The following is a 25,242-nucleotide window of genomic DNA, read 5'->3' on the forward strand; positions in this document are numbered from 1 at the left end:
CTGCAGTCAGTTGGGTCCGGGCCGGCTGGCTCGTGGCAACCACTAGAACAGAGCGGAATCCGAAGCAGAAGGGGCATCTTCACGGCGGGAAACGGCGAGAAACGGCAGGAAATTTCAGGTTTTCCGGGGTCATGCAGGGTCTGCCGGCGTCGCCGGGCGACCGATACCGACGCCCGACGTCACGTTCCTGCCCGACACCACGGTGTAGCCGTCACCGTTGGTCACCGGGAGCAGTATGGCGAAGTGTTCGGCTGGTTCCGGGAGCCGATTTCCGCGCCCAAACCTCCCGTTTCCAGGTTCCTTCGGGCTACGCCGTCAAGTCATGTCCCGGCCGGGAGCCCCTGGGCACGAAACAAGCGGCAAATATTTCTCCCTGGACCGGCGCCTTGTTACGGGGCACCTCCCCACGCCCACCGATTGCGCTACTGGATTTCGACGCGCGGATTGCCGGACGCGGACCAAATATCGCGGCGTCAGGGAATATGCGCGTCGATAAGGAGTTTCCGCACCGGAAACTAACCAGCGAGGATGGCGGCCGCTATTTCGTCGGCGTCGCGGAGGGTCCGCTGGCCGCTCCGGTACGCCGGGTATCCGGGGTGGACGGCCTCGGCAGCAATGGCCGTCCCCACTGGTTGGAGGAGAGCTGGAGGCCCAGGACGTACATGCCCTCGGTGACGGCGCCGTTTGCCGCCACAGGCCGGTACGGGTGGGGCACCACGTCCAGGCCGGTGGACTGGACGGGCGCACCCTCGGCGGTCATCATCAGGCGTGGCCGGACCGCGCCATCCGCAAGCAGCTGCCCAGGAGCGGTGAATCGTTGGCCGAGACCCGGTTGCCTGGTGCCAGGGCTTCGACCATGGTGCGCGCGGCAGCCGGCGGACCGTCCACCCACGGCGAGGACGCGGTGAACATCCGGGTCCGGCGGTCAACGCCGAACTTCGGGTCCGGGCCCACAAAGCTGACCACCCCCGCCCGGGCCAGTGCGGCCAACTGCTCGGAGCGCAGGGCCGGCGGCCCGCTGGCCAGGCCCTCCACGAAGGACTCGAACCAGCCACGCAGTCCGGCCACCCAGGACGCGTCGGTGATACCGCCGTCGGCCACTGCGGTCTTGAGGACGGCGCGACCGTGGTGCAGGGCGCCGATGGCCATCTTGACGGGGTCGTCCTCGCCCAGGGCTGAACGGCGGGCATCGTCCAGCAGGTACTCCACCACTGCGGCGTCGAGTTCCGTCCGGGAACCAAACGTCCTGCCTGCCAGTGGTGCCGCGAGCGCGGGAAGGTCCAGCCGGTGCCGCGGTCCCACATGGACAGCCAGCACGCTCTCCACGCTGTCCTCCCAGTTGGCCGCCGAATGGGCGTGCGGGTGCAGCGCCTCCTCAAGGGCGGCGAGGAAGGCAGCCCTGTCCGGGACGGCGGCGGGCTGCGCGCGGACCAGCGTGGAGTAGTAGGCCCACAGGGTGTCGCGGTGCAGCAGCGGCCACAGGTCGTGGTCGAACCCGGGCCGGATGCCGGCTCTCCGGAACCGCTCCAGCGCCGCCTCGGTGAGGTAGCGGAGGGTGACCGACGCCGGATAGTAGCCGTCCAGCGCCGCCTTGGCCCGGTAGGGGGTTCCGCGCCGGGACGCCGCGATGATCAGCGGCTCCTGGCCGGACGGTTCATACTCCAGCCGTCCGCCGCCGGTGACGAGCTTCCGCCGCGGCCCTCGGTGAGCTGCACCATGGTGTCGAAAAAGTTCAGCCCCATGCCGCGGACCAGGACGGGTTCACCGGCAGGGATCCGGGACCAGTCCACATCGGCAGGTGCCGCCGGCGGAAAGTACTGCAGCCCCAAGTGCTCCGCCGCGGCCTGCAGCTCGCGCTGTTCGGGGTTGAGCCTGGACGGGATGTGGCCCAGCGCCAGCACCACCGATCCGGTGCGGAGCGTCTCCCCGGTGGCCAGGCCGACGTCGAACGTTCCGTCCCCTGCGGGGCGCACCGACACGGCGGACGTTTCGTGGAACTGGACGGTGACGCCGTCGGCCGCCTTGTCCAGCAGGTCTTCCAGGGTGGAGCGCAGGTACCTGCCGTACAGGGCGCGGCTGGGAAAGTCGTTGGATTCCAGCACCGCGAGTTCCGCGCGCTCGTCCGCAGTCAGGGACGGCAGCGGGTCGCGCTGCTGCCGCTCCGCCACTTGTCGAAGGAGGTTCCCGCCAGCGGCGCCGGAAGCGACGGGTCCTCCGGGATGAGGGTGGGGTAGAAAGACTGCGTGTTCATCAGGAACAGCCGCGACTGCTGCGGCTGCCAGACGTGCCCCGGCCCGGCCGGGTAGGGATCGACGACGTCGATGTGGACCTTGAGAGCCCCGGCTGAGCCGGCGCGGTATGCGGCGGAGCGCGCGAGCAGGCGTTCCAGCACGCTGGTGCCGCGGGGGCCGGCACCAATGATGGCGGCCCGGATGCTCTGCGTATTTTCCACGGCATCCAGACTATCCGCTGCCAGCTGAACGCCTTGCCCGCGGGCACCGATGTTGTTTGGATGGGCGGATGACCACCACTGAAGCTGATTCCGCGTCCGTTCCGGGTTCCGAGGCCAGCCCGGGGGGCGCGCCTGCGGGCACCGCACCCGAGCCCACCGACGAAAACGTGTGGCTTGAGGACATCTACGGCGAAGAGCAGCTTGCCTGGGTCAAGGAGCAGAACTCCCGCACCGAGGACCTGCTCGAGGATGCGGACTATGCGGCGCTTGAGGGCAGCATCCTGGAGGTCCTGGACTCCACGGACCGCATCGCCATGGTGGGTAAGCGCGGCGACTGGTACTACAACTTCTGGAAGGACCAGCAGAACCCCAAGGGCCTGTGGCGCCGCACCACGTGGGAGAGCTACTGCACCGACTCCCCCGAGTGGGACGTCCTGCTGGATGTGGACGCGCTGTCCGCCACCGAGGGTGAGGAGTGGGTGTTCCACGGCGCCACGTTCCTCCGGCCGGCACCCGGCGACCCTTACCGCCTGGCCCTCCTGGCGCTCTCCCCCGACGGCGGCGACGCCAACCGCTACCGCGAATTCGACGTCGAAACCCGGTCCTTCGTGGACCGCGCCGCGGGCGGCTTCGACCTGCCCACCGCGAAGGGCAACGTGTCATGGCTGGATGCGGACACTCTGCTCGTTTCCTCCACCGCTGACGGGCTGCCCAGGACGGCGTCCTCCTACGCCCGGACGGCGGTCACCCTCACGCGCGGCACCAGCCTCGCGTCCGCTCCCCGGCTCTTTGAGGTCCCCGAAGACCACATGATGGCAGTGGTGGCCCACGACTCCACGCCCGGCTTCGAACGCACCTTTGCCGTGGACTACATCGACTTTTTCAACCGCACCAACCTGGTGCTCCGCGGCGGGGAGTGGGTGGCGATCGACGTCCCCACCGACGTCAACGTCAGCGCGCACCCGCGAGTGGCTGCTGTTCCGCCCGCAGCAGGACTGGGTCCTGGACGGCACCACGTACCCGGCCGGCTCGCTGCTCGCCGCCGGGTTCGAGGACTACCTGGCCGGCGGCCGCAGCCTGTCCGTCCTGTTCACCCCGGATGCCCGCACTTCCCTGCAGTCCTGGAGCTGGACGCGCAACTTCCTGCTGCTGAACCTCCTTCGGGACGTCTCGTCCGAGATCCGGGTCCTCGACCCGTCCCGCCCCGTGGCAGGCGCAGACAGCGCTGAAGGCGCCTGGGCGTCCACGCCCCTGGACGCCTGCCCGCCCCTGCACGACGTCAACGCCTACGCCGTGGACGACGAGGACGAAACCGCGGTCGACGGCGGTGCGGGCGACGATTTCTGGCTCGTCGCCACCGGATTCACCACCCCCAGCACCCTGATGCGCGGAACCCTGGAACGCAACCACGACGACGGCGCGCAGCCCGGCGTGGCGAGCCGGCACGCCGTGGTGAAGGCGTCGCCGTCGTTCTTTGCGGACAGCGAATACGAGGTGCAGCAGCATTTCGCCGTGTCCGAGGATGGAACACGCGTCCCCTATTTCCAGGTGTCCGCCCGGAACCTGCCGCTGGACGGCCAGAACCCCACCCAGTTGTCCGGATATGGCGGGTTCGAGATCTCCCGGACGCCTGCCTACAGCGGCACCGTGGGCAGGGCGTGGCTGGAGCGCAGGACCGCGGGCACCGCCGGCGGCAGCGACGGACATTCGCGCGGCGGGGTCTACGTGGTGGCCAACATCCGCGGCGGCGGCGAATACGGTCCGTCCTGGCACCGGGCCGCACTCAAGGAAAACCGGCACAAGGCGTTCCAGGACTTCGCGGCCGTTGCCCGGGACCTCATCAGCCGCGGCGTCACGTCCCGCGAGCGGCTCGGGTGCGTGGGCGGCTCCAACGGCGGGCTGCTGGTGGGGAACATGCTCACCCGGTACCCGGACCTGTTCGGGGCCGTCTCCTGCGGCGTGCCCCTGCTGGACATGCGGCGCTACACCAGGCTGTCCGCCGGCCACTCCTGGATCGCGGAGTATGGCGACCCGGATGTGCCGGAGCAGTGGGAATACATCAGGACCTTCTCCCCCTACCACCTGCTCCGGGACGGCGTGGAGTACCCCGAAACGTTCATCTGGACCGCCACCTCCGATGATCGGGTGGGACCGGTCCAGGCCCGGAAGATGGCAGCCCGCATGCTGGCCATGGGCATCCCGAACGTCTGGTTCCACGAAGCCCTGGAGGGCGGCCACGCCGGTGCGTCCGACAACCGGCAGGCCGCCGCGCTGCAGGCCCGAAGCCAGCATTTCCTGTGGAAGGCACTGGCGGGCGGATTGTCGTGACGCCAGGGTTGTCGGTGCGGCGGGCAGTCGCGGCTGACGTGGAGGCACTGGCTGAGGTGCATATCCGCTGCTGGCGGGAAACGTACCGCGGCATGCTCTCCGACGCCTTCCTGTCCGGCGTCGACCCTGCCAGCCGGGTGGACTTGTGGCGGATGCTGCTGGACCGTCCCGAGCCTGCCGAGGCATGGGTGGCCTGCGACGGCGGGACAGTGGTTGGGTTCGCGGGCGTGCGGCGGGATCCTGCCCCCGGCGCCCCGGAAGGGCATCCGCCGCCGGTCTCCGGAGACTTCCAGCTGTGGGGACTCTACCTGCTGGCCTCGCACCAGGGGCTGGGCCTGGGGCGGCGGCTGCTGGAAGCGGCGCTTGGGAATGAAGCGGCGAGCCTGTGGGTAGCGGCCGACAACAGCCGTGCCATCGGTTTCTACCGCCGGTTCGGCTTTGAACCTGACGGCGCCGAGGACGTCCTGGCCGAATGGGAGAGCCTCCGCGAGATCCGGATGGTGCGCCCCGCACAGCGCGCCGCCTGAGTTCCCTGGTGCGCCGTGCCTGCTGCGCTGTACAAGGCTCACGCCGGCGTTTTGCACTGGGTGCCCGGATCTGCGTATCCTTGGTGGGCTAGGAATAGCAATTGGAGACGTGCCAGAGCGGCCGAATGGACTTCACTGCTAATGAAGGGTCGGGGTTAAACTCGACCGGGGGTTCAAATCCCCCCGTCTCCGCGTTTGGCCCCGGTCTGAGGACCGGGGCCTTTTGCGTTCCCGGGACTTTTCCGGGCTTGTTCGCAGATCGGAGCCTTTTGGGTACGGATCCGCGAACAAACTTCTGAAGGAGTGGGGTCCGGACGGCCAGCGACCGCGCCTGTGGGTACTCGTCCGGGGACCGGACACCGCACTGCGGCGGGCCCCTCCCGATGGCACCATAAACGGATGGCAGCAAGTACTCAGGTGGACGGAAGCGGCAGCACCGGGCAGGTGTGGAACCCGCACCTGGCGCTCCTGGTGGCGGCAACGTTCTTTATGGAATTCCTGGACGGCACGGTCCTGACCACCGCCATCCCCAACATTTCCGCCGATTTCGGTGTTCCGGCGGCCGACGTGAACATCACGATGACGGCCTACCTCCTGACAGTGGCCGTGGGCATCCCGATCAGCGGCTGGCTGGCCGAGCGCTTCGGAGCCCGCCGGGTGTTCTGCCTCGCCATCGCCGTCTTCACGGCCGCCTCGCTCGCCTGCGCGCTGAGCCAGGACCTGACCACCCTGACTGTGAGCCGCATCGTCCAGGGCGCCGGCGGTGCCATGATGGTGCCGGTCGGAACCCTGGTGGTGCTGCGCGGAACCCCCAAATCCGAACTGTTGCGCGCCACCGCCTTCCTGGTGTGGCCCGGGCTCCTGGCCCCTGTCCTCGCTCCCCTGGTGGGCGGCGCACTCACCACCTACCTGTCCTGGCACTGGATCTTCCTGATCAACCTTCCGCTCGGCGTGGCCGCCCTGATCGCGGCGCTGCGGCTGGTACCCGGCACAGCCGGAGACCCGGGCCGGCGCCTGGACTGGCCCGGGCTGTTCCTCACCACCCTGGGCGTCGGCGCACTGGTGACCGGCCTCGAACTGGCCAGCGCCCACCCCGACACCCCCTGGGCGGCGGTCAGCGCAGCCGCCGGAGCGCTCTGCCTCGCGGCCGCCGTGCTGTGGATGCGCAAGGCCAGGAACCCGCTGTTCGACCTGGACGTCTTCCGTACCCGAACGTTCCGCGCCATGGCCACCGGCGGTTTCGTCTACCGCCTGACCATCAGCTCGGTACCGTTCCTGCTGCCCCTGATGTTCCAGACAGGATTCGGCTGGTCCCCCATCCACGCCGGCATCATGGTGGCCGCGGTCTTCATCGGCAACATCGGCATCAAGCCGGCCACCACCCCGCTGATCCGCCGCTTCGGCTTCAAGGCAATGCTGGTCTTCGCGTCCCTTGCGTCCGCGGCGACCTTCACCGCCTGCGCCTTCCTCACGCCCGAAACACCGCAGGCGCTGACGTTCGCCCTGCTGGTCTGCAGCGGAGCGTTCCGGTCGATCGGCTTCTCGGCCTACGCCTCGGTCCAGTACGCAGACATCATGCCGGCCCAGCTGACATCGGCGAACACCGTCTCCGCCACCCTTGTGCAGCTCGCCACCGGAGCGGGCATCGCCGTGGCGGCACTGCTGATCCGGATCTTCGACGGCTATCCCGCAGGTTTCCAGGACGCCGCGGGACCATTCCGCGGCGCGTTCCTGGCCATGGCCGCCCTGATGCTCGCCAGCACCATCGACAGCCTCCTGCTGCCCCGGCACGCCGGCGCGGAAGTCAGCCGGCCTGGGCAAGCACCAGTGGAAGAACCGCGCCGGCCCCGGCCTGCCGAAGAGCGCGGCACGCGACCGTAAGCGTCCACCTGCTGTCCGCGAGGTCATCGACGAGCATCACGCTCTGCCCGTGGACTGCTGCCAGCGCCGCCTCAAGCTCGGGCCCGGTTGCCAGGCGGTCCACACCCCGGCCAGCCGGTAGGCGCTGTTGCCGCCCCGGCTGCCGGTAGGGCCGCCGTGGGCCAGCTGCAGCTCGCCGAGGTAGGGAATCCGGCCGATCTCCGAGATTCCCCTGGCGAGGGAGCCCACCAGCTGCGGCTTGCTCCGTGACGGGATGCTCACGATGGCGGCCGGCCTGCCGGCACCGCTCCAGCCCGGGGTGCGGGCATCGCCGGCGCCCCATTCCCGCAGGACCTGCACGCAGGCCTGCAGCATCCCGGGATCCACGGGCCGGTCCTGGGCACCGGCAGCGAACAGCTCCCGCAGCGCACCGCCCCATCCAAGGTCCGTCAGGCGCGCCAGGACGCGTCCCTCTGCCAGTCCTTCGCCAGGCTTCAACTTTCCCTTCACCGGAACACCCAGGCGGTCCATGCCGCTGGGCCACTGCAGGCGCGCTTCAAGGACACCGCCCGCCCTGCTCAGGGTCTGGCCTGCGGCAGCGGTGGCATCCTCCGCTACCTCTGCCGGGAACCAGCGTCCGGCGCAGTTGTCGCACCGGCCGCAGGGGTGCGCCGTTTCGTCGTCCAGGACGGAGGTGATGTACTCCATCCGGCAGCCCGCGGTGTCCTGGTAGATCACCATGGAGTCCTGCTCGTCCACCCGGGCCTCGGCGATCCGCTGGTACCGCTCCGCGTCGTAGACCCAGGGCTGCCCCGTGGACCGCCAGCCTCCCCCTACCCGCTCGACGGCGCCGTCCACGGACAGGACTTTCAGCAGCAGCTCCAGCGGGGTGCGGCGCAGGTCCACCCGCGCTTCGAGGGCCACCGTGGACAGCGCAGTCCCGGCCTCCGCGAGCGCGGTGAGGACAGCGGCCGCCTTTTCCTCGGAGGGCATGGAGGCGGTGGCAAAGTACTGCCAGATTTCCCGGTCCTCGGAGCCTGGAAGCAGGAGGACATCGGCGTTCGCGGCGCCACGGCCGGCACGTCCCACCTGCTGGTAGTACGCAACCGGCGAGGAGGGCGCGCCCAGGTGGACCACGAAGCCCAGGTCCGGTTTGTCGAAGCCCATGCCCAGCGCGGATGTGGCCACCAGGGCTTTGACCTGGTTGTCCTTGAGCAGTTGCTCGGCGCGTTCCCGGTCCGCGGGATCGGTGCGGCCCGTATAGGCCAGGACCTCGTGCCCCGCCTCCTTCAGGAGCCGGGCGGTGTCCTCGGCGGCGGAGACCGTCAGCGTGTAGATGATGCCGCTGCCGGGAAGATCGGACAGGTGGGTCAGGAGCCAGCCCAGGCGCTGTTTCGAGTCCGGCAGGGACAGGACGCCGAGCCGGAGCGAGTCCCGGCCCAGCGCACCGCGGATGGTCAGGACGCCGGCCCCGAGCTGTTCCTCGATATCGTGCACCACGCGGGAGTTTGCGGTGGCGGTGGTGGCCAGCACGGGGACCGACTCGGGCAGCCGGGTGATCAGGTCCGCAATCCTGCGGTAGTCCGGGCGGAATCATGCCCCCAGTCGGAGATGCAGTGTGCTTCGTCAATGACCAGCAGGCCGGTGCGCCGGATCAGTTCCGGCAGCTGGTTCTCGCGGAAGGACGGGTTGGTGAGGCGCTCCGGGGAGACGAGCAGGACGTCAACCTGGTCCGCGGCCAGCTGCTCGCGGACCGCGTCCCACTCCAGCTGGTTGGCTGAATTGATGGCGACGGCGCGGACGCCTGCCCTTGCCGCGGCGGCCACCTGGTCCCGCATCAGGGCAAGCAGCGGCGAGACGATGAGCGTGGGTCCTGCACCCCGGCGCCGGAGAAGCAGGGACGCCACGAAGTACACCGCGGACTTTCCCCAGCCGGTGCGCTGGACCACCAGGGCCCGCCGCCCGCCGTCGACCAGCGCCTCAATGGCTTCGAACTGCCCCTCGTGAAAACCGGCTTCGGGGTGGCCCACCAGTTCCCGGAGGACCTCCAGCGCCTGCTGGTGGGTGGCGGAGGCAGGGCCGGACCCGTCGGTTGCTGTGGCAGGTGTCGGGGGCGTGTCTATCAGTGCGGCGGCATGCTGGTTATCGACCATTGATTCAGTATCCCAGCCACCTCCGACAGCCGGCACATGCGGGGACTGTATGTGGAAAGCGGGCCAACACCAGCCCCGTCACATTGGGCTGCCGCCGCCCCTCCTCCACAGGCACCTTCCGCGCCATCGTAAGATAAAGCCCGTGACTAGCGAACAGACAACGACTTTTGATCTCTCGGCATCCTTCAAGGCCTACGACGTCCGTGGCATTGTGGGCGAGTCCATCACCGCCGAAATCGTCGAAGCCGTGGGGGCCGCGTTCGTGGACGTCCTGCAGCTCGAAGGCCAGACCATCCTGGTGGGCGGGGATATGCGCCCCTCCTCCCCCGAATTCAGCAAGGCCTTCGCAGACGGTGCAGCAACCCGCGGCGCCAACGTCGAGCTGCTGGACCTGATTTCCACCGATGAGCTGTACTTCGCGTGCGGTTTCCTTGACCGTGCCGGCGCCACCTTCACCGCCAGCCACAACCCCGCCGGCTACAACGGCATCAAGATGTCCAAGGCCGGCGCCGTTCCCATCTCCTCCGAAACCGGCCTCAAGGACATCCAGACCCTCGCCGAGCAGCACCTCAACACCGGTTCCATCCCCGCCGCCGGCACCCGTGGCCAGATCAGTGTCCGCGACGTGCTCAAGGACTACGCCGAGTACCTCCGCAAGCTGGTGGACCTGTCCGGTTCCCGCCCCCTCAAGGTCGTTGTCGACGCCGGTAACGGCATGGCCGGCCTCACCACGCCTGCGGTCCTGGGCGACACCCTGCTTCCCAAGCTGCCGTTCGACATCATTCCGCTGTACTTCGAGCTGGATGGTTCCTTCCCCAACCACCCCGCCAACCCGCTGGAGCCGGAGAACCTCCGCGACCTGCAGGCCGCAGTGGTCGAGCACGGCGCGGACATCGGCCTGGCCTTCGACGGCGACGCCGACCGGTGCTTCGTGGTGGACGAGAAGGGCGAGCCGGTGTCGCCGTCGGCCATTACCGGCATGGTGGCCCGGCGGGAGATCGCCCGCGCGAAGGCGCAGGGCGAGGCCACACCAACGATCATCCACAACCTCCTCTGCTCCCGCGCCGTGGCCGAACTTGTGGAGCAGGACGGCGGCCGTGCCGTCCGCACGCGCGTGGGCCACTCCTTTATCAAGGCCGTCATGGCAGAGGAAGGCGCAGTGTTCGGCGGCGAGCACTCTGCCCACTTCTACTTCCGGGATTTCTGGAACGCGGACACCGGCATGCTGGCCGCCATGCACGTCCTGGCTGCCCTGGGCGAGCAGGACGGCCCGCTGTCCGAGCTTGCCCGCGAGTACGAGCCCTACGTCAGTTCGGGCGAGATCAACTCGGAAGTCGAAGACAAGCCCGCCGCCGTTGAACGCGTACGCGCCGCCTTCGCCGGCGAGGACCTCACCATCGACAACCTGGACGGCAGCACGTTCACCGCCAACGACGGCAGCTACTGGTTCAACCTGCGCCCCTCCAACACCGAACCGTTCCTCCGGCTCAACGCAGAGGCCACGGACCGCGGCACCATGGAACGCATCCGCGACCGCGTCCTGTCGATCGTCCGGGCCTAGGGCGCGATGGCTGACGGGACGCTGCCGGGAGCTGAAGGACAGGGCGCGTGGCGCGATTCTGTGCCGGACAGCACTGCAACCGACCTGGAGAATCTCCTGGGGACGGGCGTCAGCGCCGCCCAGGAGCAGCTGCAGCGCAACGGCGGCTTCCTGCCCTTCGCCCTCACGGTCCAGAACGACGGCGAGGTGCGGCTTGTTGCCGTCTCCCCGCCGATGCGGCGGATGATCCGGATGCGGACTTCGACGCCGATGCGATGATCAGCGACCTGCACACCCTGCTGCGGCAGAACCGGGATGACTTCCGCGCGGCCGCCATCGTATGCGACATCATGCTGGTGGAGGAAGACTCGGACGCCATCCATGTGGCCGCCGAACACCGCGACGGTTCAGTCTTCGCCGCGGTTCTGCCCTACGCGGCCAACACAGCCACCCGGACGTGGGAATTCGGTGAACTGGGTGCCGATACCAACGAACCTGCAATCTGGGTGGACTAGACCGCGCCGGCCATGAAGATCAACGCTTTCGCCGACGTCAGCCTGCGTGCACTGATGGTGCTCGCCGCCGTTCCCGGTGGCGAGCTCCTGACCACGCAGAACATCGCGGATTCGGTGGGGACGCCCTACAACCACGTCAGCAAGGCAATGGCAAAGCTGCGGAGCCTTGGGCTGATCGAAGTGGTGCGGGGCCGGACCGGCGGTTCACGGCTGAGCCATGCCGGCCGCACGGCAACGGTCGGCCAGATCCTGCGCGAGCTCGATACCCGCACGGACCCTGCCGAGTGCATGGCGACAACAGGCAACTGCCCGCTCATCAATGAGTGCAAGCTGCGGGCAGCCCTGGCGAGGGCCCGGGAGGCGTTCTACCGGGAGCTGGATTCCGTGGTGATCGCGGACCTGCCCGGGTCGCGGCAGATGGCCCCGGTTTTCGAGATGATCGGCCTCCGGCCCGGACTGTAAACGGGTTACCGGACAGCATTCCTGGCGTGCGCCCGCAACATCTGCGCACAATTTGATTTCATCTTCTACGAGCTGTAGAACTTGAGGTATGAAAACATGCATTTGAAATGCATGTATTCGCATCTGGCCGGACGAAGGCCCCGGCCGCTATCTCAGGAGTCCGCATGCTCTCGGAAAAGTCCCGCCCCGTCATCGAAGCCACCCTGCCGCTGGTCGGGTCACGGATCGGCGCGATCACGCCCAAGTTCTACTCCCGCCTTTTCGCCGCCCACCCCGAACTGCTGGACGGGCTGTTCAGCCGCTCCAACCAGCGTTCGGGCAACCAGCAGCAGGCCCTGGCGGGCAGCATCGCGGCGTTCGCCACCCACCTGGTGAACAACCCGGGCACGCTTCCGGAGGCGGTCCTGTCCCGGATCGCCCACAAGCACGCTTCCCTGGGCATCACGGAGCCGCAGTACCAGGTGGTCTACGAGCACCTGTTCGCTGCCATCGCCGAGGACCTCGCCGGGGTCATCACGCCGAGATCGCCGAAGCCTGGACCGAGGTCTACTGGCTGATGGCGGACGCCCTGATCAAGCTCGAGAAGGGGCTGTACGCCAGCCAGGCGAACGACCGGATGTGGATGCCTTGGCGCGTGGCTGCGAAGACCCCGGCCGGCACCGGTGCCATGACCTTCACCCTGGAGCCTGCGGACGACACCCCGGTCACGCCGGCTCTTCCCGGCCAGTACATCAGCGTCAAGGTGGTCCTCCCGGAAGGGCTCCGCCAGGTCCGCCAGTACTCCCTGTCGGCAGACGCCGGGACCAGCCGCACCTTCACCACCAAGCTTGACGACGGCGGGGAAGTTTCCCGGTCCTGCACCGTGACGTGCAGGTGGGCGACATCCTGGAAATCTCCAACCCGTATGGCGAGATTACGCTCAAGGAGGGTGACGGTCCGGTTGTCCTCGCATCTGCCGGCATCGGCTGCACCCCCACTGCCTCCATCCTGCGTTCGCTGGCCGAGGCCGGAACCGACCGGCAGGTCCTGGTGCTGCATGCGGAAAGCACCCTGGACAGCTGGGCGCTGCGCGGCCAGATGACGGACGACGTCGAGCGCCTGGACAGTGCCGAACTGCAGCTGTGGCTGGAACAGCCCGAGGCGGGTGCCCGCGAGGGCTTTATGTCGCTGCGGGAGGTGGATCTCCCTGCCAATGCCTCGCTGTACCTGTGCGGTCCGCTGCCCTTCATGCAGAAGATCCGCAACGAGGCCATCGACGCCGGCGTCCCGGCCACCAGCATCCACTACGAAGTCTTCGGCCCGGACATCTGGCTGGCCAGCTAGGCCTGTTCATCGATTGCTCCGCAGCGGCCCTTGTGAAGGGTGAAAGGGGCGCCTGCGGAGCAATCGATACAGTAACGACGGCGGCCCCGCACCTTTACATTCAAAGGTGCGGGGCCGCCGTCGTTGGTACAACCGAATGCTAGTGCTTCGACATCCGCTCCTTGAGCGACTCGAGTTCAGCGCGCAGCGCCTCAGGGAGCGAATCACCGAACTTTGCGTACCATTCCTCGATGGAGGCCAGTTCGGCATCCCATTCCTCGCGGTCGACGCGGACTGCGTCCTCCACGTGGGCGTGGGTCAGGTCCAGGCCGGTGAGGTCCAGCGAGTCCCCGGTCGGGACGAACCCGATGGGGGTCTCGATGGCGTCAGCTTTGCCTTCGATGCGTTCAATGGCCCACTTCAGGACGCGGGCGTTGTCGCCGAAACCGGGCCAGGCGAAGCCGCCGTCGGCTGTGCGGCGGAACCAGTTGACCAGGAAGATGTGCGGCAGCCGCGCAGGGTTGGCTTTACCGGACACGCTGATCCAGTGCTTCAGGTAGTCACCTGCGTCGTATCCGATGAAGGGAAGCATGGCCATGGGGTCGCGGCGCAGCACGCCGACCTGCCCGGCAGCGGCGGCAGTTGTCTCTGACGAGAGCGTGGAGCCCATAAAGATGCCGTTGGTCCAGCTGCGCGCCTGGGTGACCAGGGGAACAGTGGTCTTGCGGCGGCCGCCGAAGAGGATGGCGGAGAGCTCCACACCCTCCGGGCTGTAGTACTCCTCGGCCAGCATGTCGATCTGCGAGATCGGGGTGCAGAACCGGGAGTTCGGGTGTGCGGCCGGCTTGTCGGAGTCAGGCGTCCAGGAGTTGCCCTGCCAGTCGGTCAGGTGCGCAGGCACCTCGTCGGTCATGCCCTCCCACCAGACACCGCCGTCGTCGGTCAATGCCACGTTGGTGAAGATGCTGTGGCCCTTGGCGATGGCACGCATGGCGTTCGGGTTGGTGCCCCAGCCGGTGCCGGGGGCCACGCCAAACAGGCCGGCCTCAGGGTTGGTGGCGCGCAGCTCACCCTCCTTGCCGATCCGCATCCAGGTGATGTCATCGCCGAGGGTCTCCACCTCCCAGCCTTCAATGGTGGGATCGAGCAGGGCAAGGTTGGTCTTGCCGCAGGCTGACGGGAAGGCCGCGGAGACGTAGTAGTTCTTCTTCTCCGGCGAGGTCAGCTTGAGGATGAGCATGTGCTCGGCCAGCCAGCCCTCGTCGCGCGCCATGACTGAGGCGATGCGCAGGGCGTAGCACTTCTTGCCCAGCAGCGCGTTTCCGCCGTAACCGGAGCCGAAGGACCAGATGGAGCGCTCCTCCGGGAAGTGGACAATCCACTTGTCGGGGTTGCAGGGCCAGGGCACATCTTCCTGGCCTGGCTCCAGCGGAGCGCCCAGGGAGTGCAGGGCCGGCACAAAGAATGCGTTCGTTGCCGTGATCTTGTCCAGTACGGCAGTACCGATGTTGGCCATGATGCGCATGGAGGCAACAACGTAGGCGCTGTCCGTGATCTCCACGCCAAACTTCGGGTCCTCGGCATCCAGGTGGCCCATCACGAACGGGATGACGTACATGGTGCGTCCGCGCATGGAACCGGCAAACAGGCCGCGCAGCTTTTCCTTCATCTCGGCCGGGGCCATCCAGTTGTTGGTGAAGCCGGCGTCGCGCTTGTTCTCGGAGCAGATAAAGGTCTGCTCCTCCACGCGGGCCACGTCAGCCGGGTCCGAGAAAGCGGCGAAGGAGTTGGGGAACAGCTCCTGCTTCAGCCGGGTCAGGGTTCCGGCTGCAACAAGCTCATCGGTGAGACGGGTGTTTTCCTCTTCGGATCCGTCAACCCAGTAGATGCGGTCCGGCTGCGTAAGCTCAGCAACCTCTTCGACCCATGCCAGCAGACCGGCATGTGTGGTGGGTGCTTTCTCAAGCAGCGGCTTCTGCGCCAGATCGCCCATTTCGGTTCCCTTCCTCGGGTTCATCGGTGTGGACTAAATGCTATGGTCCGGACCACCGGCGGTTTCGAGCGGGATGTCGGGCAAATGACCCTGGAAAAACCGGATTCCGCGAGAATTCAAGGAAAAGCAGCGCGAAAATCGAGGATTAAGTGACTAAGGTCACCTATACCGGTCTAGTCGTGCAGATTACACCGCTTTCGATTTGGCACGGCGGCCAACCTCGCGTAAAGTAATTCGAGGTTCAGGGAGAGCGGTTCTTCTCCAGGGACACGAGATGCGCCCATAGCTCAGCTGGATAGAGCGTCTGTCTACGGAACAGAAGGTCAGGGGTTCGAATCCCTTTGGGCGCACAGATGAGGTCCGCACCGGTTCGCCGGTGCGGACCTTTTGCGTTAACCAGCGCCTTACATTATCCAGCGCCCCGTCCGGCGAGCATCCATCCGGCCGGTACCCCACCTGCCGGCGCCCCGTCCTGTCACCGCCCGGGCGTAGGCTTTCCCCATGATGCCGGACGCTGTTGAGCGCGAATTTGACGTAGTGGTGATCGGCGCAGGCGCCGTAGGGGAAAACGTGGCGGACCGGGTGGTCCAGGGAGGATTGACGGCAGTCCTGGTGGAGGCAGAACTGGTAGGCGGCGAGTGCTCCTACTGGGCCTGCATGCCGTCCAAGGCACTGCTCCGGCCGGGCACTGCACTGCATGGCGCACAGACAACGCCGGGCGCAAAAGAGGCCGTCACGCGCACGCTGGACGCTGCAGCCGTGCTGAAGCGCCGGGATTACATGACCGCCAACTGGCAGGACGACGGCCAGGTGTCATGGGTCAAGGAGGCGGGCATCGAACTGGTCCGCGGCCACGCATGGCTGACGGCGGCCAAGTCCGTGGAGGTGGCCGGACTGGACGGAACCTCGCACCGGCTCCGGGCGCGGCAGGCGGTAGTCCTGGCAACCGGCTCCATGCCCAACACTCCCCCCATCGAGGGACTGCAGGACCTCCAGGTGTGGGGCACCCGCGAAGCGACGTCGGCGAAAGAGGTCCCGGAGCGGCTGGCTGTCCTTGGCGGCGGCGTGGCGGGCACCGAACTTGCCCAGGCATTCGCCCGCCTGGGATCCGATGTAACACTCGTGGCGCGCAGCGGCCTGCTGCGGAACTTTCCGGAGGAGGCCGCACGGCTTGTGGCCGCGGGGCTGCGCGCGGACGGCGTCGAACTCCGCCTCAACACGGCTACCGAGCGCATCAGCGAAAACGACGACGGCACGTTCGGCCTGGCGCTGTCCGACGGGTCCACCGTAACGGCCAACAAGGTCCTGGTCTCCACCGGACGGCACCCCGCACTGGAGGGGCTCGGCCTGGAAAGCCTTGGCTTCGAGCCGGACAAGGACGGCCACCTCGTCCTGGCTACCGACGCCACCGGCCTGGTAGTGGGAACGCCGGGAGACGAGCCGTGGCTGTATGCGGTGGGTGACGCCGCCGGCAACAACCTCTACACGCACCAGGGAAAGTACGAGGCCCGCGCCACGGGCGACGCCATCGCCGCCCGTGCAAAAGGGGAACTGAAAGGCGCGCCGGCCGAATGGAGCCGTTACGCCCAGACCGCCAACCGGCATGCAGTGCCGGGCGTGGTCTTTACCGACCCTGAACTGGCCTCCGTGGGGCGCACCCTGGAGAAGGCGAGGGAGGAAGGATATAACGCCTCCTCGGTGGAGCTTCCCATCCAGGTGGCCGGGTCCTCACTCCATTCCGAAAACTACGAGGGCTGGGCGCAACTGGTGGTGGACGAGGACCGCAAGGTCCTCCTCGGGGCCACGTTCGCCGGACCGGACGTAGCCGAACTGCTGCACGCCGCAACCATCGCCGTCGTGGGCGAAGTTCCGTTGGACCGCCTGTGGCATGCCGTGCCGTCCTATCCGACCATCAGCGAGGTGTGGTTGCGTCTTTTGGAGAAGTACGGCCTGTGACAAGATTTTTGAACTGACCGGTCAGTTTTGTTAAGCTGGAAGCAGCCGCATTCCCCGTGAAAGGCGATACTTGCTTTCAGCGCACCAGCTCCACGTCAAAGGCCGCCGCGATTCCCTGCTTCCACCCACTTCGCTCAGCGTCAGCCGTGGCGAACTGCTTCTCGCCGCCGGCAGGCGCCAGGACCACAGGACAGCCCTTGCCCTGGTCCTGAGCGGCAGGATGAAGCCCAGTAGCGGGATGCTCAGCTGGGACAGCCACCAGCGCATCCGCCAGCTTCGGCTTGCCAGCGCGTTGGTGGACTCCCCCGGCGTCAACGAACCCGAGCAGCACCTGAGCGTCCGCGACCTCGTGACGGAGGACCTGGCCCTGGTCCCGCGCCGTTACCGGGGAGCGCTGCTGAGCGGGCCCTGGCTCAAGGTCAACGGCTTTGAGGATATTGCCGGCCTCTGGACCGAGCAGCTGGAGCCGCGCCGCCGGCTTAGGCTCCTCGCCTCCCTGGCCCTCGCCAACCCGCGCACCGACCTGCTGGTAGTGGACTCACCGGACCGGCACAGCGTGGATGAGGGCGACTGGCTGCCGCAGCTCCGGCAGTTGGCGTCCGACGCCGGGCGGCCGCTCGCCGTAGTAGCCACGGTCAGCGCCCTCCCGCCGTCATGGACCGGTCCAGCCGTGGAGATCGGAAACGCCGAGGCGGCCCGCGAAACCGGGGGCCGCGCACTGCCACGGGAAGCGGCGGATCTTGGGGGCGATGCAGGGTCCCGGGAGGAAGCAGGGCCCCAGGAGGAAGCAGGGGCGCGAGGCGACGCGGACCGCCGCCCGGACCACCAGCACACCCACTTTGAAACAGAGGTTGCCAAGTGACCGTACTGCGGCTGGCCCGCTCCGAACTCAAGCGCATGACGGGCGGCCTGCTGCCCAAGCTGACCATCCTGGCGCTGACGATGGTTCCCCTGCTGTACGGCGCCGTTTATCTCTATGCCAACTGGGACCCGTACGGGAACCTGGACCACCTGGATGCGGCGCTGGTTGTGGAGGACACCGGCGCCACCGCCAGCGACGGCACCCGGCTTGCCGCCGGGACCAAAGTGGCAGACAGCCTGGTGGAGGGCAACGTCTTCCACTGGGTTCCGGTGGCAAGCACCGAGGAAGCCGACCAGGGGGTCAGCGACGGTGAGTATGCGTTCGCCCTGAAGATCCCGAAGGACTTTTCCGCGAACCTAGTATCGCCGGGCAGCTTTGATTCGGCCAGCCAGGCGATGCTGAACGTCACCACGAACGACGCGAACAACTATCTCCTGAGCACCATCGTGGACAAGCTGACCACGTCCGTGCACAGCACCGTAGCCACGGAGGTGGGCGAGGAAACGGCCAACCAGCTGTTGACCGGCTTCGGTACCATCCATACGCGGATGGTGCAGGCCGCTGACGGCGCCGGCCGGCTGGCCGACGGCGTGGTGCAGCTTCGGGACGGTGCCACCGGGCTCCAGGAGGGAACGTCCAGCCTCAGCGCCGGCGCTGACGACCTTTACGCAGGCCAACTGAAGCTGCGGGACGGCGCCAACCAGCTGACCGACGGCGCCGGACAACTCAGCAGCGGCCTGTCCGTCCTCAAGGACAAGACCGCGTCCCTGCCCACCGACACACAGACCCTCGCCACGGGGGCTGCGCAGGTGGCAGCCGGCAACGCCCAGCTGAACGCGAAGTTCCAGGATGTGGCCGTCCAGCTGGAAACGGCGGACCAGGGACTCCGTACCCGTGTCATTGAATCGAACACCCGGCTGGTCGCCGCCGGCGTGCTGACCCAGGAACAGGCCGACAGTGTCCTGGCCGACTTCGACGCGACGGCGGCGTCCAGCCCGGTGGCGGCGGCGAAGGCCAAGGTCCAGACGGACGCCGCCCAGATCCAGCAACTGGCTGACGGTGCCGAGTCCGTCAGCGTCGGCGCAGCTCAGCTCGCCGCCGGAACGCCGGAACTCAAGGACGCCGTCCAGCAGGCGTCCAGCGGCGCGGAGCAGCTGCACACCGGTGCCGCCACACTGGCAACTGGAGGACAGGCAGCGCTGGACGGCACTGCCGGCCTTGCGGAAGGCGCACGGAAGCTGGATGCCGGCGCGGCACAGCTTGCGTCGGGGGCTGCCACCGCTGCCGATGGCTCACGTTCGCTGGCGGACGAGCTGGGCAAGGGTGCGGGACAGGTGCCCAACCCGGATGACGCGCAGAAGAGCAACCTGTCGCGGGTGATGGCTGATCCTGTTGCAGTCAGCAACGTGTCCCAGGCGAAGGCCGATTCCTACGGGGCGGGGCTTGCGCCGTTCTTCCTCACCCTGGCGCTGTGGATCGGCATCTTCATGCTGGTGCAGGTCATGCGGCCCATTACGCAGCGGGCCCTGGCATCCAACGCGCCGTCCTGGAAAATCGCCGTCGGCGGCTGGCTGCCGTTCCTGGCGGTGTCCGCGGTCCAGGCCACCCTGCTCACCCTCGTGGTGAACCTCGCACTGGGGCTGAACCCGGTGCACCCGGTCCTCATGTGGCTCTTCATGCTGGCGGCGGCCACGGCATTCAGCGCCCTCATCCAGGGCATCGTGGCGCTGCTGGGTTCGCCGGGCAAACTGGTGGTGCTGATCCTGCTGGTGCTGCAACTCGTGTCCTCCGGGGGCACGTTCCCATGGCAGACCACTCCGGAGCCCCTCCACGTGGTGCACCAGGTCCTGCCAATGGGATACGTGGTCACCGGCATGCGGCACCTGATCTACGGTGCCGACCTGTCCATGATCGTCCCCACCGTCCTCGGGCTCCTGGGCTACACCCTGCTGGGCGCCGTCCTGTCCACGCTGGCCGTGCGCAGGAACAAGTACTGGACGTTGAAAACCCTCAAACCGGAGATTGCAGCATGATCTCCGGGCCGCCGGCGGCAGCAAAGGGGCAGCGGCCAGGACGGACCACTGCTACCCGGCAGAAGCTCTTCGACGCGTCCATGGAGCTTATCGGCCAGCGCGGGGCCGCCAACGTCACCGTGGACGAGATCGCCCACGCCGCGGGAGTGTCAAAAGGCACCGTCTACTACAACTTCGGCAGCAAGTCCGAACTCATCGCGCAGCTGCTGCGGCACGGCGTGGACATCCTGAAGTCCCGGCTGCTCGAGGCCCGGACAGAGCCGGCCAAGGATCCGCTGCCGGCCATGGAAGCCATGATCGGCCAGGCCATGGACTTCATGGCTGAGTACCCGTCCTTCGCCCGGCTCTGGGTCAGCGAGAACTGGCGGACGCCCAGCGAATGGCAGGGCACCTTCGCGGTGCTCCGCGGCGAGCTGCTGGCTGTCATTGCCCAGGCCGTGGACGATGTGGCGAAGGCCTACCCGGTGGACGAGTCCGTGTCCCGGGGAAGCCTGGAGACGGCAATCTTCGGTGCCTGCTTTGTGGTGGGGCTCGACCGGCAGACCTACAACCCGGAGCGCAGCCGTGACCAAAGCGTTGCGGCAATCATGGCCATCATGCGCGGCTACGTCCTGAAGCTGCCCGCTCCTCGGGAATGATGGTGCACATGCGCCACATGGGGAACAGCGGAAAGTTTGCGGTTGTCGCCGGCATCGTTGCCGCGTTGCTGCTCGTGCTCACGGGGATGACCCTCGCCGAGCCGGTATTCGTCGCGTTCCTTGGCGTGCTTGCCCTGGCGTATCTGTCCGCCATCGGCGAGGTCCTGGTGCGTGGCCGGCGGTTGGTGTTGCTCTGCGTCGGGGCCGGCACCAGCCTCACCGTCGGCTTTGCCCTGGCATTCCTGAGCACCTGGGAACTGGCCTTTGACGGCCAGTCCTCGTTCCTGGGCACGCCCCTGCCCACGGATGATCCGGACAACTATTTCGTCGGTGCGGCGGTGTCCTATGTGGCAACGTTCCTGGTCCTGTTCATCGGTGCCGCCTGGCCTGCGGGCAGGCGGATTGCGCCGGCCCGGCGGCCCCCGGCGAAGCGGCGGCCGGCACCTTCCCGGCCGGCGGCCCAAGGAGCCGCATCCAGAGGCGCCGGACCGAAAGCGGGTGCAGCAAAAGGCAGCGCAGCACGGGTCAGCGCAGCAAAGGGCAGCGCTGCAAAAAGCGGGACAGCACGAAGCGGGGCGGTTCAGCGCGTTTCCGGGCCGGGGACCACGTCGCGCGTACCCCCGGCAGCCAAGCGGCCGTCGTCGCCCGTTGCTCCCGCCCGCAGGCCTGCGGCCAAGCCCGGCCCCGGTTCCACCCCGCGGCGCTGACGCCGCCTGCCCAGGGTCAGCACCGCCGTCGCCACTCCGCCCAGGAGCAGGAGGCCGCCGGCGAGCTCGGTGGGCGTCGGCACCTCCCCCAGCACAAGCCAGGCGGCCGTCATCCCCACCACGGGGACCAGCAGCGTAAACGGGACAACGGCCGACGACGGGTGGCTGGCCAGGAGCCGGTTCCAGATGCCGTAGCCCACCAGTGATGCAAAAACGGCGGTGTAGAGCGCGGTGAGGACGGTGGGCGCCTGAAGGTTGGCGAGCGTGGCGAGGACCGCGTCCGGGCCGTCCACCAGCAGCGAGAGGGCGGTGAGGGGTACCGGAACCACGGCCCCGGACCAGACCACCAGGCCCAGCCCCGAGGCTGCTTTCGCTTTCCGGGCGATGACGTTTCCCGTCGCCCAGGACAGGGCAGCGGCGAGCACAATCAGGAACGGCAGCAGGGGCGCAACGGCACTCCGGCCCACGGCGACGACGGCGAGGCCTGCCACGCCCAGGACGACGCCGGCCAGCTGCCTCCGGTTCGGCCGCTCACCGAGGAACGCGGCGGCGAGGAGGACGGTCAGCAGCACCTGTGCCTGCAGGACGAGTGACGCAAGGCCGGCCGGCATGCCCAGCGCCATGGACAGGTAGAGCAGGCCGAACTGGCCCGCACTCATAAAGAGCCCGACGCCGAGGACCGCCGTCCAGCCTACGTCCGGCTTCCTGATGAAGAAGATCCAGGGCAGGACCACCAGGACGAACCGCATGGCCACGAACAGGAGCGGGGGCACATCACCGCCGCCCGGGTGCAGGCCGATGTCGATCGCCACGAAGTTCAGGCCCCACAGCACGGCAACCAGCACGGCAAGCAGGGAGTCCCGGAGATTCACGCTCCCTACTCTGCCAGAACCGCTATGCCAGAACCGCTCTGCCGGAACCCTGGCTAGTGGGCGCGGGGCACCTTGAACCTGGTGATCCTGGCGTCCTGCCCGTCCAGCTCCGCCCAGGGCTTTTCCGTCTCCAGCACGGTCAGGGCGCTGGTGGGGAAACGGGTGGCAGCGTCCATGTACGCGTCATGGTCGGAATCGCGGGAAGCCAGGTGCATCGCAAGGTCCTGCACGCCCGGCAGGTGGGAGATCAGCATGAGCGTTGTCACGGTGTCCGGCACGTGGTTTATGACTGAGAGCATGCGGAGGGCGGAAGCGGCATACAGGCCGTCCTCGAGCTTCGGCGTGGGTGCCTTGTCCCCCAGCTCAGAGCACACCCAGGTGCAGGTCTGGCGCGTGCGCAGTGCGCTGGAGCAGAGGATGAAGTCAGGGATGATGTTGTGCTTGAGCAGCCAGCGCCCGGCCAGCGGCGCTTCCCGGTGCCCGCGCTCCTCCAGCGGCCGCTCATGGTCGGGCACACCGCCGGGCCAGTCAGCCTTGGCGTGACGCATGATCACAAGGCGGCGAAGATGGTGCTCACTCATGCCCAAGCCTAGCCAAACCCCCAGCCGCGGAGGCACATGCCGGCTGACCCCGTATGCCAAAGGCGGCACATCCCGAAAGCGCCGTTGTTGCGTGAGGTACGAGCGCAGGCGCAGAGGGATCGTGCCGCCGTTGGCGGACGTTGAAAGATCAGATCGAGTATTCCGGAGCGGCCCAGACCACGACCTCCGGGTGCTCGTAGAACCGGTAGCCCTGGCCGCGGACGGTGCGGACCGTGTTGGCGAGCCGGCCCAGCTTGGAGCGGAGGCGGCGGATGTGGACGTCGATGGTGCGCTCGTTGGGCACTTCCTCGGCGTTCCGCCACAGGCCTTCGAGCAGTTCGTCGCGGCCCACGGTGCGGGTGCCATTCTCCACCAGGTAGTTCAGGAGTTCGAACTCCTTGAACGTCAGGTTGAGCGATTCGCCGTCGAGGTGGACTTCGCGCCGGGCAAGGTCGATCAGGACACCGGACGGGCGCGGCTCCTGCGGCTGCTGCGGACGGGGCGTCTCGGTGCGCTGGCGGGAGTTTACGGTGGGGTCGCCAAAGGTGGACCGGACGACGTCGAGCGCGGAACCGGGGGTGCCGGCGGGGGCTACGGCAACCGCCGCGTAGCTTTCGGCGCCGGTTACCAGGGACTGGGCGTAGGCGCGGATTTCCTGCGCAAGCTTGGCGATGGAGGTGCCGGCCGCCGCGGCCGTTTCCTCGTCGATGCCCATGTACAGGACGAACCCGCGGGCAACATTGTCGTTGGCCACCGGGCGGACGGCATTGGGTCCTGCCACCACCGGCGTGGGTGCCGTGACAGGAGCAGACTCAGCCGCGGGAACGGCGCGGAGCTGCCCGTAGGAGTTGGGGTTGTAGCCCTGCGGCGCGTAGCCCTGGGCGGGAAAGCTGCTTCCGGAAGACGGCGAGACTGACGGGCGGGGGCCAAAGCCGGGGCGGAGGCCGGAGGGCTGGCCCGCCTTGGCGGCGTTACGGACAGAGATGTGGACGTATCCGGATGCAACTGACATGGATTGCTTACCTCAATGTGAATGGCCGCCATCGCGGCTCGAATGCTGGGTTTCCCCGCAATGCGAACTGGGGAGGGGCGCCCGACGCTGGGCTTGGGGGCGAATGCCTAAGAACTTCGAGGGGTGGAGAAGGTCAGGCGTGCATTCGACAACAGCGCATGTCGGCAGCAGCTGATGTGCTGGGCCAATCTTCTGCGGCTGCAGGTGCTGTTGAGTTCTTGTTCACATTGGAAGTGTGCAGCGTAACAATGGCAACTTGCAAGTAACAATGGACCAGATCGTCCGCATTGTGAGACGAAATGCTCTATTGTGGCGCAGATCACGATTCTGGCGGACGCCAAAGAATAACATTCGTTATCCGATTCTGCGACCCGCACAGCGCTGCCCACAGAATTTCCTTCGCCCATCGGGGCTTCCTGGCCATTTTTATTCAACTGAGTGCGAAATGCCAAAATTGCCCCTTACTCCCCGGGCACGTGTCCAGCGGCGCGCGGAGCAAGGGAAGAAAATTTTCCGACGGACCCACCTGAATCGGCCGGGAGACGCCTGGAATCACCTCAAATGCCTCAAGTTGGTTCAGCGTTACTGCTCCATGCCGCCCGTTCCGGGGCCGTCGCGGTATCCAGCTGGCTAGGCTGGGATTCACAGCCCGGTCACAGGAATCCCTTAGCCGGGCCATACCGAAGGATCGGAGAGTTGTTCCATGGCCACACCGCACTCCACCACGAACAACCTGCCCAAGCTCTCACACCCGGACGGCTCCCCTATCCGCGCCCTGGTGGTGGACGACGAGCCCAGCCTCTCTGAACTGATGAGCATGGGACTGCGCATGGCGGGCTGGTCCGTTGCTGTTGCCGCTGACGGCCCCGAGGCAGTGAAGCTCGCCAAGGACTTCCGCCGGACGTCCTGGTGCTGGATGTCATGCTCCCCGGATTCGACGGCGTGGAGCTGCTGGGCAGGATCCGTGCATTCGCACCCGAGGTCCCGGCGCTCTTCCTCACCGCGAAGGACGCCATCCAGGACCGCATCGTAGGACTGGCAGCGGGCGGCGACGATTACGTCACCAAGCCTTTCAGCATGGAAGAGGTCCTGCTCCGGCTCCACCGGCTGGTGCAGCGTTCCGGCGTGGCCGCCATGGACACCTCCGAACTGGTGGTGGGCGACCTGGTGCTCAACGTGGACACCCGGGAGGTGACACGGGCGGGCCAAGACGTCCAGCTCACCGCCACCCAGTTTGAACTCCTCCGCTATTTGATGGAGAACCCCAAGCGCGTCATCAGCAAAGCGCAGATCCTGGACCGGGTCTGGGACTACGACTTCGGCGGCCAGGCCAACATCGTGGAGCTCTACATCTCGTACCTCCGCAAGAAGATCGACGCCGCCCACCCGCCGATGATCCACACCGTGCGCGGTGCTGGCTACGTCATCAAGCCGGCGGAGTAGGAAGCC

The 25,242-nt window shown here is 67.5% G+C and carries 12 protein-coding genes, 2 tRNA genes and 6 pseudogenes; 14 read left to right on the top strand and 6 right to left on the bottom strand.

The window, feature by feature from the left end; translation table 11 throughout:
• Positions 1–515 precede the first annotated feature (515 nt).
• Positions 516–2,452: pseudogene (locus ACPEE0_RS16350) on the bottom strand (FAD/NAD(P)-binding protein).
• 68 nt (positions 2,453–2,520) lie between these two features.
• Here ACPEE0_RS16350 and ACPEE0_RS16355 point away from each other — a divergent pair.
• The 4 genes and pseudogenes from ACPEE0_RS16355 to ACPEE0_RS16370 all read left to right on the top strand — a co-directional run bounded on the left by ACPEE0_RS16355 (position 2,521) and on the right by ACPEE0_RS16370 (position 7,188).
• Positions 2,521–4,780, top strand: a pseudogene (locus ACPEE0_RS16355) (prolyl oligopeptidase family serine peptidase).
• Positions 4,781–4,794: 14 nt separating this feature from the next.
• Positions 4,795–5,307 (top strand): N-acetyltransferase family protein, encoded by a 513-nt coding sequence (locus ACPEE0_RS16360; RefSeq protein ID WP_424574873.1) that lies wholly within the window; start codon positions 4,795–4,797, stop codon positions 5,305–5,307.
• Positions 5,308–5,410: 103 nt separating this feature from the next.
• Positions 5,411–5,499, top strand: a tRNA-Ser gene (locus ACPEE0_RS16365).
• Between the two features lie 207 nt (positions 5,500–5,706).
• Positions 5,707–7,188 carry an MFS transporter gene (locus ACPEE0_RS16370; RefSeq protein ID WP_052014060.1) on the top strand — a complete coding sequence of 494 codons (1,482 nt, stop codon included), beginning with the start codon at positions 5,707–5,709 and terminating at the stop codon, positions 7,186–7,188.
• Here ACPEE0_RS16370 and ACPEE0_RS16375 read toward each other — a convergent pair.
• Positions 7,112–9,320 (bottom strand): annotated as a pseudogene (locus ACPEE0_RS16375) (DEAD/DEAH box helicase). The gene ACPEE0_RS16370 and the pseudogene ACPEE0_RS16375 sit on opposite strands and share 77 nt — an antisense overlap.
• A gap of 142 nt (positions 9,321–9,462) precedes the next feature.
• Between ACPEE0_RS16375 and ACPEE0_RS16380 the strand changes: the two are divergent.
• The 4 genes and pseudogenes from ACPEE0_RS16380 (at position 9,463) to ACPEE0_RS16395 (ending at position 13,160) form a co-directional block, all read left to right on the top strand.
• The gene (locus tag ACPEE0_RS16380) at positions 9,463–10,881 is read left to right on the top strand and encodes a phosphomannomutase/phosphoglucomutase (RefSeq protein WP_009357318.1); all 1,419 of its coding nucleotides are present in this window, start codon (positions 9,463–9,465) and stop codon (positions 10,879–10,881) included.
• 6 nt (positions 10,882–10,887) lie between these two features.
• Positions 10,888–11,375 (top strand): annotated as a pseudogene (locus tag ACPEE0_RS16385) (hypothetical protein).
• Positions 11,376–11,387: 12 nt separating this feature from the next.
• Positions 11,388–11,837 carry an RrF2 family transcriptional regulator gene (locus tag ACPEE0_RS16390; protein WP_354176475.1) on the top strand — a complete coding sequence of 150 codons (450 nt, stop codon included), beginning with the start codon at positions 11,388–11,390 and terminating at the stop codon, positions 11,835–11,837.
• 164 nt (positions 11,838–12,001) lie between these two features.
• A pseudogene (locus ACPEE0_RS16395) lies at positions 12,002–13,160 on the top strand (globin domain-containing protein).
• 139 nt (positions 13,161–13,299) lie between these two features.
• On the opposite strand, the gene ACPEE0_RS16400 reads toward ACPEE0_RS16395, so the two are convergent.
• Positions 13,300–15,132 carry a phosphoenolpyruvate carboxykinase (GTP) gene (locus ACPEE0_RS16400; RefSeq protein ID WP_424574874.1) on the bottom strand — a complete coding sequence of 611 codons (1,833 nt, stop codon included), beginning with the start codon at positions 15,130–15,132 and terminating at the stop codon, positions 13,300–13,302.
• A 276-nt stretch (positions 15,133–15,408) separates the two neighbouring features.
• Between ACPEE0_RS16400 and ACPEE0_RS16405 the strand changes: the two genes are divergently transcribed.
• The 5 genes from ACPEE0_RS16405 to ACPEE0_RS16425 all read left to right on the top strand — a co-directional run bounded on the left by ACPEE0_RS16405 (position 15,409) and on the right by ACPEE0_RS16425 (position 20,621).
• Positions 15,409–15,482, top strand: a tRNA-Arg gene (locus ACPEE0_RS16405).
• Positions 15,483–15,633: 151 nt separating this feature from the next.
• A complete protein-coding gene (locus ACPEE0_RS16410) occupies positions 15,634–17,088 on the top strand; it encodes a dihydrolipoyl dehydrogenase family protein (protein ID WP_009357322.1) in 1,455 nt (484 codons plus the stop codon).
• Positions 17,089–17,158: 70 nt separating this feature from the next.
• Entirely contained in the window at positions 17,159–17,950 is a 792-nt protein-coding gene (locus ACPEE0_RS16415) for an ABC transporter ATP-binding protein (RefSeq protein ID WP_424574875.1), read from the top strand.
• Positions 17,947–19,983 carry a YhgE/Pip family protein gene (locus tag ACPEE0_RS16420; RefSeq protein ID WP_424574876.1) on the top strand — a complete coding sequence of 679 codons (2,037 nt, stop codon included), beginning with the start codon at positions 17,947–17,949 and terminating at the stop codon, positions 19,981–19,983. The genes ACPEE0_RS16415 and ACPEE0_RS16420 overlap by 4 nt, the downstream gene beginning before the upstream one ends.
• Positions 19,980–20,621, top strand: a complete 642-nt coding sequence (locus ACPEE0_RS16425) for a TetR/AcrR family transcriptional regulator (RefSeq protein ID WP_424574877.1) — start codon at positions 19,980–19,982, stop codon at positions 20,619–20,621. Before ACPEE0_RS16420 ends, ACPEE0_RS16425 begins: the two co-directional genes overlap by 4 nt.
• 580 nt (positions 20,622–21,201) lie before the next feature.
• On the opposite strand, the gene ACPEE0_RS16430 is transcribed toward ACPEE0_RS16425, so the two are convergent.
• The 3 genes from ACPEE0_RS16430 to ACPEE0_RS16440 all read right to left on the bottom strand — a co-directional run bounded on the left by ACPEE0_RS16430 (position 21,202) and on the right by ACPEE0_RS16440 (position 23,793).
• Positions 21,202–22,200: an EamA family transporter gene (locus ACPEE0_RS16430; RefSeq protein WP_407708986.1), complete on the bottom strand. Its 999-nt coding sequence runs from the start codon at positions 22,198–22,200 to the stop codon at positions 21,202–21,204.
• Between the two features lie 53 nt (positions 22,201–22,253).
• On the bottom strand, positions 22,254–22,781 hold the full coding sequence (locus ACPEE0_RS16435; protein WP_133348655.1) for a SixA phosphatase family protein: 528 nt from the start codon (positions 22,779–22,781) through the stop codon (positions 22,254–22,256).
• A gap of 148 nt (positions 22,782–22,929) precedes the next feature.
• Positions 22,930–23,793, bottom strand: coding sequence for a winged helix-turn-helix domain-containing protein (locus ACPEE0_RS16440; RefSeq protein ID WP_009357329.1), 864 nt, complete (start codon positions 23,791–23,793; stop codon positions 22,930–22,932).
• 703 nt (positions 23,794–24,496) lie between these two features.
• Between ACPEE0_RS16440 and ACPEE0_RS16445 the strand changes: the two are divergent.
• Positions 24,497–25,236, top strand: a pseudogene (locus tag ACPEE0_RS16445) (response regulator transcription factor).
• The last annotated feature ends 6 nt before the right edge of the window (positions 25,237–25,242 follow it).

Source organism: Arthrobacter sp. SD76 (assembly GCF_049726125.1).
Classification (GTDB): Bacteria; Actinomycetota; Actinomycetes; order Actinomycetales; family Micrococcaceae; genus Arthrobacter; species Arthrobacter nitrophenolicus.

What these genes read in the sequence shown, in the direction of transcription:
- ACPEE0_RS16410 (WP_009357322.1), top strand. Translation starts at nt 15,634, where the DNA reads ATGATGCCGGACGCTGTTGAGCGCGAATTTGACGTAGTGGTGATCGGC.
- ACPEE0_RS16400 (WP_424574874.1), bottom strand. Translation starts at nt 15,132, where the DNA reads ATGGGCGATCTGGCGCAGAAGCCGCTGCTTGAGAAAGCACCCACCACA.
- ACPEE0_RS16390 (WP_354176475.1), top strand. Translation starts at nt 11,388, where the DNA reads ATGAAGATCAACGCTTTCGCCGACGTCAGCCTGCGTGCACTGATGGTG.
- ACPEE0_RS16440 (WP_009357329.1), bottom strand. Translation starts at nt 23,793, where the DNA reads ATGTCAGTTGCATCCGGATACGTCCACATCTCTGTCCGTAACGCCGCC.
- ACPEE0_RS16425 (WP_424574877.1), top strand. Translation starts at nt 19,980, where the DNA reads ATGATCTCCGGGCCGCCGGCGGCAGCAAAGGGGCAGCGGCCAGGACGG.
- ACPEE0_RS16435 (WP_133348655.1), bottom strand. Translation starts at nt 22,781, where the DNA reads ATGAGTGAGCACCATCTTCGCCGCCTTGTGATCATGCGTCACGCCAAG.
- ACPEE0_RS16370 (WP_052014060.1), top strand. Translation starts at nt 5,707, where the DNA reads ATGGCAGCAAGTACTCAGGTGGACGGAAGCGGCAGCACCGGGCAGGTG.